Below are 16,990 nucleotides of genomic sequence, written 5' to 3' on the forward strand. Positions count from 1 at the left end.
TCACTCAAACCTGTCATCCACCCCCTGTCTAACAATACGAAAAACTGAGGCGACAACTATCCTGACACAGGGGGTAGCTGGAAGCGTCTTCATAGATATCATGCAAGTTTGCCAGCAGTTCTTTGGGGATAACTGCAAAATTTTGCTCCCCGGTGTCCGGATCAAAAGAGTGTAAAAAGCCGTGATTAGTGGCAACAAATACAGCACTGTCAGTGGCACTGTAATTGACGATAACCGGTTGTGAATGAATCGGATCTCCCATTTGCTGACGAGAGTCTGAAGTAGAACCATCGCCATCCTCGTCTTTTAAATCGACGCCTCTGGCCCATTGCAATACAATGTCACGCAGGCCTTCCGGGTCAGCTTCGGATTCAATCGCCAGATTTGCCGTGGTGATACTGCTGTTATCTTCGTGCAAACGATTTGCGGTACTGATAATGCTGCCAGTCCCTTCAAAGAAGTAGACATTTCTCACCAAATCAAGGGCACTTGCCGCACCCCCCTGACGTACATCATTGCCATCAACCGTAGTGGACCAATAACTCTGTGCATTTTCGTCAAAAAAGCCCGAACCTTCATCAATCGCGACTGCGCCATTGCTGTCGTAGACGGTATCACCACTGAGACGGTATTTTTTCAGATTTCCAGGCCAGAGCGTACCTTCGGAAGGTTTAAACAATGCAAAGTAGAGTTCGTCTTTATGAGTCAGTCGGTTTAGCTGATTCACTGCAACCCCAGGGGAGACGAAGGTGGCATTAACATCTTTCACTGATTTTATAATTGTCTGAAACGCCGTCACCAGATCATCAGAGTTATCTGCCGTGTAAAACCCACCGCCACTTTGCACCGCCAATTGATTTAAAAAACTGTTAGCTGTGGCATTAGCAGCAAAACCAATCGTGTGTGTGGTGACTTTGGTATTGATAACAGAGTCAGAAGAGTCGCTGATATTACGAACCAAATCTAAACCGCACTTTTCGCCACCGCTACCTGAACAATTGATGCCTAACAGGGCCTCAATTTCGTCTTCACTATGATTATTATTTGCTTCACCATCAGACAGCAAAACTATGTGGTTATTGGTCTGGCATTGCAGATCTGTAACCGGCGAAATGTAAGTTGCATCATCCGGAATGTATTCGTTTATACAATCAGAATCGGATAAATCGTCTTCCGGGCAGCCATAAGGTTTTACCGAGTCAGATCCGGTATAGGATAACCGGTGACTTACCCTGGTGCTTCTTCTCACCGAACTGCTGACGCCGGATGTACCTCTGGCCAGGCCATAATACACATCCAGTCCACCATAATAGTTAGCCGCTTCGTACAGTGTGTCCACTATTGGGGTGTAGCCATTGGCCGATAGCTCACTCACCTTGTTTAATAAATGAGAGCGCACTGTCGCCGCCGACCCGGGTTCGGCATTGCCCTGAAACTCAATAACCAGCTGAGGTGCACCTGAAGGTTTGCCTGAATAGGTATAGGCCCCCCGATTGCCGGAGATATTGGACATAATGAGCATCATATTGTTACCCGAGGACCAATCCCCGCGATCCACCACCTGTTGCACCACAGACGATATATCAGGTGACTGATAGGTGCTGTTTTTACTCCAATTGGAAATATTGCTCCAACTGACACCCGTGGTTTTTGACTTATCTCGCAATAAATGACGCGGATAACTACTAAAATCATCAGGGTTCGCTTCATTGGCGGCACTAATGGTAAATCCGGAGCCATTGGTCGAGCGATTGCGATAAGCGGTAAAGTTTAAATAGGCATTGGTGATGGTGGCTCCCTGAGGAATTGCCACTTCATTGAATCTCAGGCCGATATAATTGTTACTGCTGGCACTAAAGGTTAATTCGCTTCCGGTAGACTGATAACCGTTAGTTGCTTCTTCAGCATTTTCTGATTGTGACTGAATTTGGTAGGTCAATGAGCCGGCAACGCACCCGGTTGCCGAATCAGAATCATATTCAATAATCAGTTGTGCGCCCGTTCCATCCCCTTCATCGGCTGAAACCACATCCCGGGCACTACCCGCATCGGAACTGGTGCCTTCGATTAGTAAGGTCAGTGCATTGCCACCACACCAGCTTGCCTGGTTTACAATTTCCTGAATCACAGAAGTAATATCCGGGGTATCAACAGATTCCCCAGACACCGGGAATTCATTATCTGAGTTCCAGCTAACACTGGCTGCGGTTTGGGTGCGATCCGATAAATTATTGGAAGCTGACTGGATGGCCGGTGAATCTGCGATTAATTCGCCTTTGATCTCAAATTCGGTGGTTTCGGTATCATAGCCATCGGATGTAAAACTCAAATATGCAGAGGTAATGGTGGCGCCTTGCGGTAATTGCACTTCAGTAAAGCGAAAACCGGATAAGGTATCTCCCGTCCCCACAGACAGCTTTACCTTGTCGTCCGTGCTATCTGTCCAACCATTGAACTGGTAGCCATCGTCGCCGGAGCTTTGCACGCTATATATCAATTCAGGTTCGACACTCTCATCCAGATCTCTGATGGGGTAAAGCACCGGCCCACCCCAGTCAGAAAAGCGCATCAGGCCAGCATTGACATTAGTTGAAGAGGAGAGCACTTCACTCAGTGCATTTTGCACTCTCAGCATGCGGGTTTCACTGCCCCCATCCTTGCTTGTCATGCTGCCGGACGTGTCCATAATAAACAACACGTTTGGATTATAGGTGACCTGGGAATCAGCGACTCCGAGGTATATTTCCAAATCGTCGGAATAGGCTGTAAAGCCAATACATAGCGACAACATCGCTGAGCCAATAAACGCAAACCATTTAGAATTTCGAATAGTCATAATACAGCTCCACTATTCAGTTGCCGGTGCGAAGGTGGAGGCCATCTGAGTGTTGGCAACTGCATACCTTGCCCCGCTCAGTTGTCCACATCCGCGAATAATAAATACATGGCAACTAATGTTGCCTCCCCCCTGAACATTACTGGAACCCAGACAAGATTGTTCTGTTACAAAGGCAGTTCTGGACCAGCTTTCTACAGCCGGGGAAGACTTATAATTACCCGAAGCGGTGTGATTCGCCCCTTCGGTGAGTCCGTCTGCCGTTAATATTCGGTTGGTCCAGTTTTCATTGTCAAAACAACTCAAATCGGTAGCATCCGGATCAAATTCAGTGCCTTGTCGTGCCTGTGAAATTGGATCGGTTAATACATCTTCCCCCAATAACACGGCATCTTCAGATTCAAAAGCGACGCCAGCGATGGCGGCCTCAGCCGCATCAAACGCCATATTTTGCGATTCCATGGAGACAGCCATTTTACTTTGCAACAGGCTGCTGGTAACGGCGGTAACCCCCAGTATTGTCAGGCTTACCAGCATTACGAGGGCGATCACTAATGCCACTCCGCGATGTTTGCCAACGGCGTAATTCATGCTTTTCGATTCCTCACATAATGCTTCATATTGCGCAACGAAATCGTCGCCTCAAACTTCTTGTACAGGCCATGGTCTGAGGGCGTAAAAGATGCTTCGTTTAACAATTTAAAGGTGGGTGGAGTATCAATCTTAACGTCGCCTTGCCCTTCAACCACGATGGCAATTCGCAACGAAACCACATTAGCACCGGCGGTGCGCTGAGCATCCAGCTGGTCTGCAGTAATATAAGACAAAGGTTGTCCTGTAACGTCCCCATTTGCCGGGCTTGCGCTGATGCCATACACCACCTGAAAACTCAATACGTTATCCAGTAAGGTGAAGGCCGCATCGCCATTGTTACCCGAAGCCACTTTCTGGCCACGCAATACCCGTCCGTCAAATCCTCTGCACTTAAGGGTGCCATCCTCGACAAAATACTCATTGACCACAAAAAATTCAGCATCTGTTGCGTATCCCAGTTTATACCCGCGACAATCGCGCAATCCTTGTTTTGCTATCACCAGCGTATCGTTACCACCGCTGCTCCCCTGGACAGACCCCAGACTTTCACGATTGCTAAAATCACCGGCTAAAACCACTGGCCGGTTTTGCAAAAAAGCGGCTTCTTCCACAACATCAACACTGGTATCTAAATCGGGATCGAGCGTGTCATATCGGCCTGTAGTGATCAGTTCATTACGCAATCGCCCCATGATATAGCGGCCATTCTCCTGCGCTTCCGCCATTGCCCTATTTAGTCCCTCGGTGACCTGACTGCTCACTACAATCTGGATCACACCTGCCGTCAGAATCAATCCGACGGTCAAAGAAATCATCACTTCCACCAGGGAAAAACCAGATTGTGCGCGGCTAAACACGGCTCTCATAAGGTCAAATCCAGTACCACACAATCAAAGTTGCTGCTTTCGCCATCATTACAGTCCGCATTAGTGCTTCTTTCTTTATTCAACCAGTTTTGTACCGGCCACTTCAGTATAATGCTGTGCCTGGAGCCGGCACTACAGGCTTCGTCATCGAGGACATCATTGTCTTCACAACTGAGTTCAAGCGCCATATTGGGATTGCTGGACTCGCTGGCACAACTCATTTCATAACCATCAAACTGAGCAAATTCAGCGCCATTACATTGGTCTTCATTGCAGTTGGGAATAGCGTCCGGGATGGACAAACAAAAACAATCAAACTCAGAGGTATCTTCCAGTAAACAGGACAGATTATTGAAGTTGTAAATCTCTTCTTCAAAGTAAGTATCGTCCACCACCAATCCGTTGCTGACCGTCGACATATTACTGTTTGCCCGCAACCGCTCTGCCAGTTGTTGGGTAATTAATACAGCCTGAGAACGGTTCAGTGCATCACTGTTGGCAAACGTTCCAATAAACTGCAGCGAGGCGATGCCCAACAAGCCAATCGCCAGCACAAAAACCGTGACCAGCACTTCCACCATGCCGACCCCTGTCTGGTTTGACTTACTACACTCAATCATTCTCATTTAATCGTCATCACTTTGCTGACCTGGCTGTTAACCTTGCCGGGGCTGACCGCCAAATCAGTTCAGGTTTATTGCCCCATGATAAATAAAGCACAAGAAAATCACCTCAACCACAAGAAACACTTGTTTTTGTGAGCTATTTATCAGTAATGGATTAGAATTTGAACGATTCGGAGCGGCATACACCGCTCCTGGAAAGAAGAGTCTGAAGAGTTTGTTACAGCTGTTTTATTTGCAGTTCTTTGGGTACTGCAAACTGAATATTTTCCTCCCGCCCGGAAACTTCTGTGACAGAAGCGGAACTTAAGGATTTGATTTTTTCAATGACACCCTGCACCAAAATCTCCGGCGCAGAGGCTCCCGCGGTAACTCCCACGTTGGAGGCGGTTTTTAACCAATCTTCCTGCAAAGCGTCGGCATCATCAATTAAGAAGGCTTTGGTGCCCATTTTTTCTGACAATTCCCGCAGCCGGTTAGAATTAGAGCTGTTTTTAGCCCCCACCACCAGCAACAAATCACAGTCTTTGGCTAACTCTCTCACCGCATCCTGGCGGTTCTGCGTAGCATAACAAATGTCATCTTTACGCGGACCATGAATTTTCGGAAACCGGGCACGCAAGGCATCTATCACATCGGCAGTATCGTCTACTGATAAGGTCGTCTGGCTACAATAGTACAGATTTGCTTCATCTTTAACCTTGAGACTGGCCACATCTTTGGCAGACTCTACCAGATAGATGCCGCCTTCCGGGTTATCATACTGGCCCATGGTGCCCTCTACCTCCGGGTGTCCCTGGTGGCCAATCAGTATACATTCAGTGCCCTTTTTACTGGCCCGGCTGACTTCCAGATGTACTTTCGTCACTAATGGACAGGTGGCATCAAATACTTTCAGACCTCGGGAGCTGGCTTCTTGTCTGACTTGTTGTGAGACGCCATGGGCGGAAAAAATCACAATGCAATCATCCGGCACTTCATGCAACTCATCCACGAATACCGCCCCACGCTGGCGAAGGCTGTTTACCACATACTTGTTGTGAACCACTTCGTGGCGCACATAAATAGGTGGTTCAAACAATTCCAGGGCCCTATCCACTATCGTTATCGCCCGGTCAACACCGGCGCAAAAACCCCGAGGATTAGCTAATTTGATTTGCATTTACCTGACCTCCAGAATTTCCACCGAAAAAATCACGGTCTCACCTGCCAATGGATGATTAAAGTCCACGGTCACTGAGTCTCCGGCGACTGAACGAATAATACCAGGTACTTCCATGCCACCGGGTTGAGTAAAGCCAATAATCATGCCCTCTTCTGCCGGTGTATCCAGACCAAACTTACTGCGATCCATATGATGGATGTTATCCGGATTAGGCATGCCAAAGGCGTCGTCTGGGGGTAAGGTAAAGGTTTTTTGATCACCGGCTTTTAACCCCAACAGACAAGATTCAAAGTTAGGCGTTAAGCTACCATCGCCCATCACCAGTTTAGCAGGTTTGTTGTTAACTCTGGTACTGTCGGCAGCCGAGCCATCTTCCAGTTTCAGATCAAAATGCAAAATGACTTCACTGTTATCTGTAATCACCTGTTGCTCAGTCATTTTTTAACGTACCTTGTGATGTGTTTTGCGATTTTTCTTTGTTGCCAAAGGCATCATAAATCAGCAAAGCTGCGCCGATAAAAATCGCACTATCGGCAATATTAAACGCCGGGTAATGCCACTGCTGATAATAAAAATCTAAAAAGTCGATGACATAACCATAAATCAGGCGATCAGCAACATTGCCAATCGCGCCCGACAATATCAAAGCATAGGCTACCGGTAACAGCACTTCCTGTTTTTTACTTTGTTTCAACCACCAGAGCAGTACTAAACTCACCACCAGTGCAATTAACGTAAAAAACCATCGTTGCCAGCCACCTGCGTCACTTAAAAAACTGAAGGCCGCCCCGTAATTACGTACGTAGGTCAGATTGAAAAAGGGCAGTACCTGCACTGATTCGTACAAATCAAATACACGGATCACCCACTGTTTAGTAAATTGATCTAAAGCCAGGGCGACCAGCGCCACCCATAGCCAGCGCAATCCGGTTTCGGTAAAGAGCTTAGGCATAATGTCTGTCTTCACCATCACCTTCAACGTTATCAACACAGCGAGAACACAGCTCCGGATGAGCCTCATGGCTACCCACATCTTCCCGGATATGCCAGCAGCGGGCACACTTTGTTCCGGGAGCAGCTTCGATACTCACCCAAAGCCCTTCTAATTCACTGTCATTCAGGCCCTCTGGTTTTTCGCTGACCTGCACCACATCCGCCAAAGAGGTGATCAGAACAAAACGCAGCTCGTTTTCCAGGCGACTTAATGACGCGTAATGCGCTTCAGTAACGTGTAAGGTCAACTTGGCTTCCAATGAACTACCAATGGTTTTGTCTTTTCTCGCCAGTTCCAATGCACGGTTCACTTCCGCTTTGATTTTCAGGATTTGTTGCCAGTAAGCGTTGTTAAACTCCGCAGACTCCTGGTAATTTTCAAAGCCCTGATACCAGACATCCGTCAGCACAAACTCGTCTCTTTCGCCAGGCAGTGCTTGCCAGATTTCCTGAGCCGTAAAACTCATGATAGGCGCCATCCAGCGCACCAGCGCTTCCACGATATGATACAGTGCCGTCTGACAGGAACGACGCGCAACGCCATCACCTTTCGCGGTATATTGACGGTCTTTAACGATATCCAGATAAAAGCTGCCCAGTTCCACTGAACAGAAGTGCATCAGCTTTTGCGACACGACAATAAGATCATATTCTTCATAGGCTGCCAGAATTTCTTTTTGTACTGTTTTAGCTCGTTCGATTATCCAGCGATCCAACGCCACCATCTCTTCCGCCTGCAACATATCTGTTGCCGGTTCAAAGCCTTTGATATTGGCCAGTAAGAAACGGGCGGTATTACGGATTCGGCGATAACTGTCAGCAGCGCGCTTTAAGATCTGATCCGATACGGCAATCTCGCCGGTGTAATCGGTGGACGCCACCCACAAACGCAGTATATCAGCGCCAAGCTTGTTCATGACATCCTGAGGTGACACCGTATTACCCAATGATTTAGACATCTTTCTGCCTTGTTCATCAACGGTAAAACCGTGAGTAAGTACTTCCTTATAAGGTGCCTGACCTTTGGCAGCAACACCAGTCATCAGGGAAGACATAAACCAGCCGCGATGTTGGTCAGAACCTTCCAGATATAAATCAGCAGAGGCCGGGATATCGTCGCGACGATCCACGACAAAGTAATGTGTCACCCCCGAGTCAAACCAGACATCCAGCGTGTCTGTCACTTTAATGTATTGTTCGGCATCGGCACCAATCAGCTCTTCAGACTTGATATCCCACCAGGCCTGGATACCGGATTTTTCCACTTCCAGCGCCACTTTTTCGATGGTCGCGACAGAGTCAGGGTGCAACTCGCCGGAATCTTTGTGGATAAACAGTGTGATGGGTACACCCCAGGTACGCTGACGGGAGATACACCAGTCAGGACGTCCTTCCACCATGCTTTCAATACGACCCTGACCCCAGTCAGGGATCCACTTGGTTTTGGCGATCTCAGACAAGGAGTCGCGACGCAAACCATTTTTGTCCATGGAAACAAACCACTGAGGTGTGGCCCGGAATATAATCGGTGTCTTGTGGCGCCAGCAATGCGGATAGCTGTGCTCGTAAGCGTGATGGTGCAACAGATTGCCTTTCTCAGTCAGCACATCCACCACGTGGCTGTTGGCTTTAAATACGTGTTCGCCGGCAAAGATTTCGGTGCCTTCTACATATACGCCATTGGCACCCACCGGATTAACCACATCCAGGTCGTAGTGTTTACCCACATTAAAATCGTCAACACCGTGGCCAGGCGCTGTGTGCACACATCCGGTACCGGAATCTGTGGTGACGTGGTCGCCCAAAATGACCGGCACCTGACGCGCGTAAAACGGATGTTGTAGCTGTAAATTCTCCAGCCTGGCACCCTTGCAGTAACCCAATGCGTGATAATTGTCTGCGCCGAAACGGTCCATGCAGTCTTTCACCAGATCAGAGGCCAACAGTAAACGCTGTTTCACACCGTCTTTTTCCATCTGAACCAGTTCGTATTCCAGTTTAGGGCTAACGCAAACTGCCTGGTTGGCAGGTAAGGTCCATGGGGTGGTGGTCCAGATAACCACTGAAACGGCGCCTTCGCCCTGATGCCCTTCGGCTAAATCAAACGGCTTAATAAACGCGGCTTCATCCACTACCGGAAAAGCCACATCAATCGAGGGTGATGTTTTGTTTTGATACTCAACTTCGGCCTCGGCTAAAGCGGAGCCACAATCGGTACACCAGTGCACTGGCTTAAAGCCTTTTTCCAGGTGGCCAGCTTCGATGATTTTGGCCAACACGCGAATAATGTCGGCTTCCGATTTAAAATCCATGGTTTTATAGGGGTTATCCCACTCACCCAACACGCCCATGCGCACAAAATCAGCTTTTTGACCTTCCACCTGTTTATTGGCATAGTCGCGACACTTTTCACGAAACTCAGCAGCCGTGACTTTTTTACCTGGCTTGCCTACCTTTTTCTCAACCATCAGTTCAATGGGCAGACCGTGGCAATCCCAGCCAGGTACATAAGGCGAATCAAAATCCGACAGGGTTTTCGATTTAATGATGATGTCTTTCAGAATTTTGTTTACGGCATGACCGATATGAATATTGCCGTTCGCATAGGGAGGACCGTCATGCAAAATAAAAGGCGTCTTACCCTTTTTAGCAGCGCGAATCTTGTGATACAGCTGCTTTTCGGTCCATTCTTTTAACATTACTGGCTCGCGCTGAGCCAGGTTACCACGCATCGGAAATTCCGTATCAGGGAGATTAAGCGTATGTTTGTAATCGGTCATGTAATCTTAAGTCCACTCGTTTATGCCAGTCCGGCAACCATTAACACTGTTTTTCCAGCCACTCTCGGGCCTGGATTGCGTCCGCCTGAATTTGAATTTTCAGATCGTCAAATGACGCAAACTTTCGCTCTTGTCTGATTTTATGGTGCAGATCCACCTCAATAAACTGACCATAAAGCTGCTCTTTATAGTCAAATATATGTACTTCTAACTGTGGTTTTTCACCATTTACCGTGGGTCGATTGCCAACATTGGCAACCCCCATAAAGCACTCACCTTTAATTCTTACAGAAACCGCATAAACGCCCTGTACCGGCGAGCGATGACGCTTCAATAACAAATTTGCCGTCGGAAAACCGATAGTGCGGCCTTTTTTAGCGCCGTGTACTACCTTCCCGGAAATGCAAAATGGGCGTCCCAGCATAGCTTTGGCTTCGTCCAGCTTATCTTCACTGAGCAATTGTCTGATGGCTGAAGAACTGACCCTGGCCTGATTCAGACAAAGGCTCGCGGTGTTAATCACATCAAAACCAAAGGTTTTGCCTGCCTGAACCAGATAGTCAAAGTCTCCGGTGCGGCCTTTGCCGAAGCGAAAATCATCACCCACCACCAGAAAAGCAACCCCCAGCTTCTTAACCAGCAAGTGCTCTACAAAATATTCAGCACTTTGTGCCGCAAACATGGGGGTAAAGTTGATGCAAAGCAAGCGTTCTACCCCCAGTTGTTGCAGACGCTGGTACTTGTCCCGTAATCGACTCAGTCTCGCCGGGGCTTTGTCCGGCATAAACAGTTCTTCCGGTTGAGGCTCAAACAGCATCACAACAGAAGGAAGCTGAAATTCCCGTGAGCGCGCCAGCAGCTGTCCGATGACCGCTTCGTGGCCCAAATGCACGCCGTCAAACTTTCCTATTGTGAGCACACAACCGCGATGTTCTTCACGTATATTGTGTAAGCCCCTGATAAACTCCAAATCCAGCCCCTTGTTTAAGCACGGTTCATGCAAAAAATCACCGGATTATAACGAACCTGTCAGGTAGTTTCAGCCAGTTTTACCGGATAAATCCGCGATTTTTCATGATTTGTCAAAAATGTTCGGGTAGTCTTTGTCTCAAAGCTATGCAACAGGCAAGAATATGCTGAACTTTAAGTCATTTTTATTCGTTACTCTATCCCTGGTTTTAAGCCTGCAATTGTCTGCCGGTACACCGGGAGAAACTGCACCAGACAGGGTTCGTGGCGAAGGCCCCTGGGAGCGATTGATTCTGCGCGGTGTAAATCTGGTGAGTGGCGAAGGCGCACCGGTTATCGGGCCGGTGGACATCGTAATTGAACAGGACAGAATCAAGCAAATCGCGGTAGTTGGTCACCCGGATGTACCGATTGTTTCCACCAAAAGACCCGTCGCCCAACCAGGTGACAAGGAAATGGATTTAGAAGGCTACTACGTCTTGCCGGGTTTTATTGATTTACATGCCCATATTGGTGGTTCAGCCGACGATATTCCAGCAGAATATGTGTTTAAACTGTGGCTGGCGCACGGCATCACCACGATTCGCGAACCTGGCTCATTCAATGGTCTCGACTGGGTTATGCCGCAAGTAAAGCAGGCTGAAAAGAATCAAATTACCGCGCCCCGTATCGTGCCATACCTGGGGTTCGGCATGGAATCAGACAGCGCTATCGAAACCCCGGAAGATGCCCGAAAATGGGTGATCAACGCCAAACGTAAAGGCGTGGCCGGCATCAAGTTTTTTGGCGCACCACCACAGATTATGCAGGCCGCTTTAGAAGAAGCCCAACAACAGGAACTGGGCACGGCTATGCACCATGCGCAACTCAATGTTATGCGCACCAATGTATTAGACTCGGCGCGTCAGGGGTTAACCACGATGGAGCATTGGTATGGATTGCCCGAAGCCTTATTCAAAGACCGAATTATTCAGCATTATCCTCACGACTATAACTACCAGAATGAACAACATCGCTTTGAAGAGGCCGGACAACTGTGGCAACAAGCAGCAGAACCTGGCAGCGACGCCTGGAATCAGGTCAGAGATGAGCTGCTGGCACTGGATTTCACCTTAAACCCTACCCTGACCATTTATGAAGCCAGCCGCGATCTGATGCGGGAAATGAATGCCGACTGGCATGACGAATACACGTTGCCCACCCTGTGGGAATTCTTCCAACCATCGCGTTATGCGCACGGCTCCTACTGGTTCGACTGGACGACAGAAAACGAGATCAACTGGAAAAATAACTATCGCCTGTGGATGACGTTTTTAAACGACTACAAAAACCATGGAGGCCGGGTGACTACCGGTTCAGACTCAGGGTATATTTTCAAAATTTATGGTTTTGGTTATATTCGCGAGTTAGAGCTGTTGCAGGAAGCCGGTTTTCACCCACTGGAGGTTATTCAGTCGGCCACGTTGAATGGTGCACAGGCGCTGGGCATGGAGGAAGATATCGGCTCTGTGGTGGTGGGCAAAAAAGCCGATCTGGTCATCGTAAAAGAAAACCCGATACAGAATTTCAAGGTCCTTTACGGCACCGGGCATTTTAAACTTAACGGAGAAAATCAACCCATTCGCACTAAAGGCATTCGTTACACCATCAAAGATGGCATTGTTTTCGACAGCCAGCAGTTACTGGAAGATGTGCGTGCCATCGTAGCCCGTCGTAAAAAGCCACAATAAGCACTGTTATTATTTCTGCATCAGGTGTTTCGGCCTGATGCCCAACAAAAGCAAACCTGCCAGATAAACAGCAACAGCAACAGCCAGTAATTGAGTCAGCATCAGAATGCGGGCATCCAGGGTTAACAGCGCCCATTCACTGATGGGAATATCCAGTTGATAGACGCTGTATCCCATCACGGCACTCACCAACACCACCCTGACAATAAACCAGAGCGTGTTTTTAGATATTCGGAACACCGCGTCTTTGTGTAAGCGTTGATACAGCAGAATAACGTTTAACAGCGCAGATGCCGATGTGGCCATTGCCAGTCCAATAAAGCCCAGTTCGTACCCCAATGGCAGTACAAAGGCCAGATTAAAGGCCATATTGGCCACCATACACCAGATACCGTATTTAACCGGTGTTTTGGTATCCTGCCGGGAATAAAAGCCAGGCGCCAAAACCTTAACCAGCATAAAGCTCAACAGTCCGGTGGCATAGGCAGTTAGGCTCAATGAAGCAAAATGGGCATCTTCTACGGTGAACTCGCCTCGCTGAAAAAGTACCATTAACATGGGCTCAGCTAATACAGCCAGCCCGACTGCAGCCGGAAGCCCCAGCAGACACACCATACGCACTCCCCAATCCATATTCTTTTGGAAAGCCTGATTTTCAGCCGCCACAAAATTGCGGGATAAGGTTGGCAGGATCACCGTGGCGATGGCGATGCCAAATAAACCCAGGGGAAATTCCAACAGGCGGTCAGAGTAATACAGCCAACTGATAGAGCCGGTTACCAAAAAGCTGGCGATAACGGTATCTAGCAACAAATTAATTTGCCCAACGGATACGCCAAATAAAGCGGGAATAATCAGTTTACGCACCTTTTGCACGCTATTATCTCGCCAGCCCCATTTAGGGCGCACCAATACACCGGCTTTAGCCAGAAATGGCAACTGAAATAATAACTGCAGCACACCGCCAAGAAACACCCCCCAGGCCAGTGCAAAAGCCGGTTGGGAAAAACCATCATGTAACCACAATGCACAGGCTATGATGGCGACGTTTAACAATACCGGCGTAAACGCCGACACCGCGAAGCGATTCAGGGAATTGAGTACGGCACCGGATAAGGCCACCAGCGTCACAAACCAGAGATAGGGAAAGGTGATTTTTAACAGTTGTGAAGCAAGTTCAAATTTGGCGGCATCCGGTCCGTCGTGGTAATAATCCAGAAACCAGCCGGTACCAAACAATGCCACAATGACCGGCGAGGCAATAACACCAATAATGGTTACCAGGGTCACTATGGTGCCCAGCGTGCCTGCCATATGGGCGATAAACAACCGGGTTTTATCTAAATCTTGTTGATGTTGTACTTCCGCCAGTACCGGCACAAACGCCTGTGCAAAGGCTCCCTCAGCAAACAAACGGCGTAAAAAGTTCGGTATCTTATTGGCGAACAAAAACACATCCGCTGCCAACCCCGCCCCCATGATGTTGGCCACCACGATATCCCTGAGCAAACCAAGGACTCGGGAAATAAAGGTCATGGCACTGACCACAACACCGGATTTTAGTAACTTTTTTGACACGCGAGAACGAAAGCTAAGTGGCTGATTTTCACCATATTATGCGCCTATTCGCCAGGTTATTCAGTATTGCCAGCGAAAAAGTTTTAAATTTTTTTGTTCGACAGTGTCAACGTCAAAGCCCTGGTTGCGTTGTAGGTAATGACACACGCAAATTTGCCTGAATGTCAGGCATGCATTTAGCAGTTAATTAAACTCAAGGAGTCTGAAATGACCAAACTCGTTATTAAACGCCCATTGGCGATTTTCACCACAAGCCTCATGTTATCTATCATCTTTAGCTCCGCTGTTCAGGCAAAGCGCGGCCCTCACGGCGGAGACAGGGATCGCGGACGCTCTGCAGAGCAGGTTTTTGAACATCTGGATAGCAGCGGCGATGGGCTGCTGACTCTGGATGAATTCACTGCCAGTCTGGAGGAAAGAGTCGCAAACCGATTTAATCGCAAAGATAGTGACGAAGATGGTTTTCTGTCCTTAGAAGAAGCCACCAGTAATCGTCGTGGTGAAGCGCCGGATCACTCGGATATCGCCGCTGAGATTGTAGCCTGTGTGACAACACTTGCCGAAGATGATGACACCATAACCGTACCAGATGAAAGTCGCTTTGACTCACCACAAGATCGCTTTAACGCGGCAGATACTTCAGAAGATGGATTTATATCCCTGGAAGAAGCGCAGAATAATGCCCTGTCAAAATCGTCGGAGTCCTTTACCGATATGGACGGTGACAGCAGTGGTGATATCAATTTAGATGAATTTGAAGCCCATCAACAAAGTCGCAAAGCCACCCGTCAGGCAATACGCTCCTGTATTGCAGAGCTGGAAGAAGATGCCGTGGTTTAAACCAGGCTATTTTATAGTAATGTGGAGAGTGCCTCTGCACTCTCCTGTTTATTTTAATGCTTGTAAGCATTTCCGCCCATCCCCTTCTCTTTCCTGAACAAACCCGGTTGCAATCAGAACACGCCAGTACTATGTTTCATTACCCGTTAAGCTTCTGACACAGTGCGCTGTTTTGGTTCTTTTACCTGTAAGTAACAAGCGCGCTTTGTCACACAAACAAAACATCAATAATGACCATCAAGCAAATTACGCTCTTATTGTGGGCACTCTCCGTTGTGCCTTGTTTGTCTCAGGCCAGCAGCCTTTATCTGAGCTACAACTCAGAAGAACAGTGGGCATATGTTGGCGAAAACAGTTATCTCCTGTCACCTGATGGTGGTTCCCTGTTGCTCAATTACGACCTAAGCGAAGACTGGTCGCTCAGCCTGGACATCGGTCAGTTGCAAGACGCGCGACAGCCTGATGCCCCTATCAGGCTCAGCTACAAAGCAGACGCCTGGGGAGCCGGTGTCAGTTATTATCAGGAACAATGGAGCGCCTATTACCAATACAGTGTATACAACGATAAACAATCCACCCTGGATAATGGCCCAGGTCCAGATTCTACGCTAAAAATCCACTCAAAAACCCACTCTGCAGGAGTGAGTTATTACTGGGTAAATAATGATAATTGGCAGTTAACCAGTTCAGCCGGTTTGCATTACAGTGACTGGCAACAACAGCAAACTGACCGCCCTGACGATCCGGACCGTGCAATGAAACACACGATCACGCCTGGCAATGCCACAATCGGCTCTATTGCACTTAACCTGACCGGATTTAACAGGCTAAATGACGTTTACGAACTCAGTTATGGCAGCTATGTGAGCTGGAATCAGGTATTCAACTCAGAAACGCAAAGCCAGAATACCGAACAAAGAGCACCCAACCGGCGAAATCGATCAGACCCCAACCACAATCACAATAATCTGGTAGCATCAGGGTCAGAAAGTTACGGTTTGATCAATGTTTATATGGCTGTGAGTGTTGCTGAAAACTGGATTTTGGATGTAGATGCCAGCCGTCATTTTGGCAGTGATGACAACAGCCACAGTTGGTCCATGAATCTGGGCTACATATTTTAAGGAAAACCACCATGGAAAATTACACCCGCCTAACCTGTCAAATTGACGATGGGATAGCCACAGTCACCCTAAACCGGCCAGACAAGCTAAATGCCATTGATATGGCCATGTTTCAGGAGCTGGATAAAGTCGCAAAATTACTGCGCAAAAACAAAGGCGTCAGGGTGATCATTGTGCAAGGTGCAGGTGCTGATTTTTGCAGTGGGATCGACGTGAAGAGTGTGCTGGCAAACCCGAAAAACGCCATGAAGTTGCTGTGGAAATGGCTTCCCGGACAAGCCAACTTAGCTCAGCGAGTCAGTGTCAACTGGCGGCGTTTAGCGGTACCGGTAATTATGGTGTTACACGGCCGCTGTTGGGGAGGTGGTCTGCAAATCGCTCTTGGCGGTGATTTCAGAATTGCTCACCCCGAAACCAGCCTGGCCATCATGGAAAATAAATGGGGCCTTATTCCGGATATGGGCGGCACCCTGGCTTTACGCGAAATAATGGCAGTTGATCACGCCATGGAACTGGCCATGACCGCGAAAGAAGTGGACAGTGAATATGCCCTGATACACGGCTTGGTGACTCATGTCAGTGACGACCCGTTGAGTCAGGCAAACACTCTTGCCCGGGAATTAATCAACCGCAATCCCGACACCATCAGCCACATAAAACAATTATATCAGCGGGCCTGGCATCACAATGACCGCCGTTTACTGGCTGCTGAAACCTGGCGTCAAATCCAAATCATCGGTGGCAAAAATCAAAAAATAGCAGTCATCCGGGAAACCAAAGATCCGCAAAAGCGTTGGCGAACAAAATGAGCAACAAAAAATGTATGGTCCGCCTCGTTATTGCAACAATAAATTTCAATAACGGGGTTGGTTGTGCGCTAATGTATTCGGAG

At 48.2% G+C, this 16,990-nt stretch carries 13 protein-coding genes and 1 pseudogene; 4 read left to right on the forward strand and 10 right to left on the reverse strand.

Translation table 11 applies throughout. The features are described from left to right. Positions 1-76: 76 nt before the first annotated feature. From AC0J20_RS22000 to ribF, 9 genes and pseudogenes are all read right to left on the reverse strand, one after another. Positions 77-2,791 (reverse strand): annotated as a pseudogene (locus tag AC0J20_RS22000) (VWA domain-containing protein); the annotation flags it as partial. A gap of 57 nt (positions 2,792-2,848) precedes the next feature. Further along, the gene (locus tag AC0J20_RS22005; RefSeq protein WP_473023382.1) at positions 2,849-3,427 is read right to left on the reverse strand and encodes a pilus assembly PilX family protein; all 579 of its coding nucleotides are present in this window, start codon (positions 3,425-3,427) and stop codon (positions 2,849-2,851) included. After that, positions 3,424-4,296, reverse strand: coding sequence for a PilW family protein (locus AC0J20_RS22010; protein WP_229528711.1), 873 nt, complete (start codon positions 4,294-4,296; stop codon positions 3,424-3,426). Before AC0J20_RS22010 ends, AC0J20_RS22005 begins: the two co-directional genes overlap by 4 nt. Further along, a complete protein-coding gene (gene pilV, locus AC0J20_RS22015; protein WP_473023383.1) occupies positions 4,293-4,922 on the reverse strand; it encodes a type IV pilus modification protein PilV in 630 nt (209 codons plus the stop codon). The genes AC0J20_RS22010 and pilV overlap by 4 nt, the downstream gene beginning before the upstream one ends. A gap of 217 nt (positions 4,923-5,139) precedes the next feature. Then, positions 5,140-6,081, reverse strand: a complete 942-nt coding sequence (gene ispH, locus AC0J20_RS22020) for a 4-hydroxy-3-methylbut-2-enyl diphosphate reductase (RefSeq protein ID WP_473023384.1) — start codon at positions 6,079-6,081, stop codon at positions 5,140-5,142. Next, positions 6,082-6,522, reverse strand: a complete 441-nt coding sequence (gene fkpB / locus AC0J20_RS22025; RefSeq protein WP_229528708.1) for an FKBP-type peptidyl-prolyl cis-trans isomerase — start codon at positions 6,520-6,522, stop codon at positions 6,082-6,084. Continuing rightward, the gene (lspA, locus tag AC0J20_RS22030; RefSeq protein WP_473023386.1) at positions 6,515-7,036 is read right to left on the reverse strand and encodes a signal peptidase II; all 522 of its coding nucleotides are present in this window, start codon (positions 7,034-7,036) and stop codon (positions 6,515-6,517) included. Before lspA ends, fkpB begins: the two co-directional genes overlap by 8 nt. Continuing rightward, positions 7,029-9,857 carry an isoleucine--tRNA ligase gene (gene ileS / locus AC0J20_RS22035; protein ID WP_473023387.1) on the reverse strand — a complete coding sequence of 943 codons (2,829 nt, stop codon included), beginning with the start codon at positions 9,855-9,857 and terminating at the stop codon, positions 7,029-7,031. Before ileS ends, lspA begins: the two co-directional genes overlap by 8 nt. A 40-nt stretch (positions 9,858-9,897) precedes the next feature. Continuing rightward, positions 9,898-10,827 carry a bifunctional riboflavin kinase/FAD synthetase gene (gene ribF, locus AC0J20_RS22040; protein ID WP_473023388.1) on the reverse strand — a complete coding sequence of 310 codons (930 nt, stop codon included), beginning with the start codon at positions 10,825-10,827 and terminating at the stop codon, positions 9,898-9,900. A gap of 163 nt (positions 10,828-10,990) precedes the next feature. Between ribF and AC0J20_RS22045 the strand changes: the two genes are divergently transcribed. Further along, a complete protein-coding gene (locus tag AC0J20_RS22045; RefSeq protein WP_473023389.1) occupies positions 10,991-12,556 on the forward strand; it encodes an amidohydrolase family protein in 1,566 nt (521 codons plus the stop codon). A 9-nt stretch (positions 12,557-12,565) separates the two neighbouring features. Here the strand turns inward: AC0J20_RS22045 and murJ are convergent, their stop codons facing one another. Then, the gene (murJ, locus tag AC0J20_RS22050) at positions 12,566-14,134 is read right to left on the reverse strand and encodes a murein biosynthesis integral membrane protein MurJ (RefSeq protein WP_229528703.1); all 1,569 of its coding nucleotides are present in this window, start codon (positions 14,132-14,134) and stop codon (positions 12,566-12,568) included. 207 nt (positions 14,135-14,341) lie between these two features. Between murJ and AC0J20_RS22055 the strand changes: the two genes are divergently transcribed. From AC0J20_RS22055 to AC0J20_RS22065, 3 genes are all read left to right on the forward strand, one after another. After that, positions 14,342-14,974, forward strand: coding sequence for an EF-hand domain-containing protein (locus AC0J20_RS22055; protein ID WP_473023390.1), 633 nt, complete (start codon positions 14,342-14,344; stop codon positions 14,972-14,974). 230 nt (positions 14,975-15,204) lie between these two features. Then, positions 15,205-16,098: an autotransporter outer membrane beta-barrel domain-containing protein gene (locus tag AC0J20_RS22060; RefSeq protein WP_473023391.1), complete on the forward strand. Its 894-nt coding sequence runs from the start codon at positions 15,205-15,207 to the stop codon at positions 16,096-16,098. 11 nt (positions 16,099-16,109) lie between these two features. After that, positions 16,110-16,907, forward strand: coding sequence for a crotonase/enoyl-CoA hydratase family protein (locus AC0J20_RS22065; protein WP_473023392.1), 798 nt, complete (start codon positions 16,110-16,112; stop codon positions 16,905-16,907). Positions 16,908-16,990 lie beyond the last annotated feature (83 nt).

The organism is Planctobacterium sp. R6 (assembly GCF_055755215.1).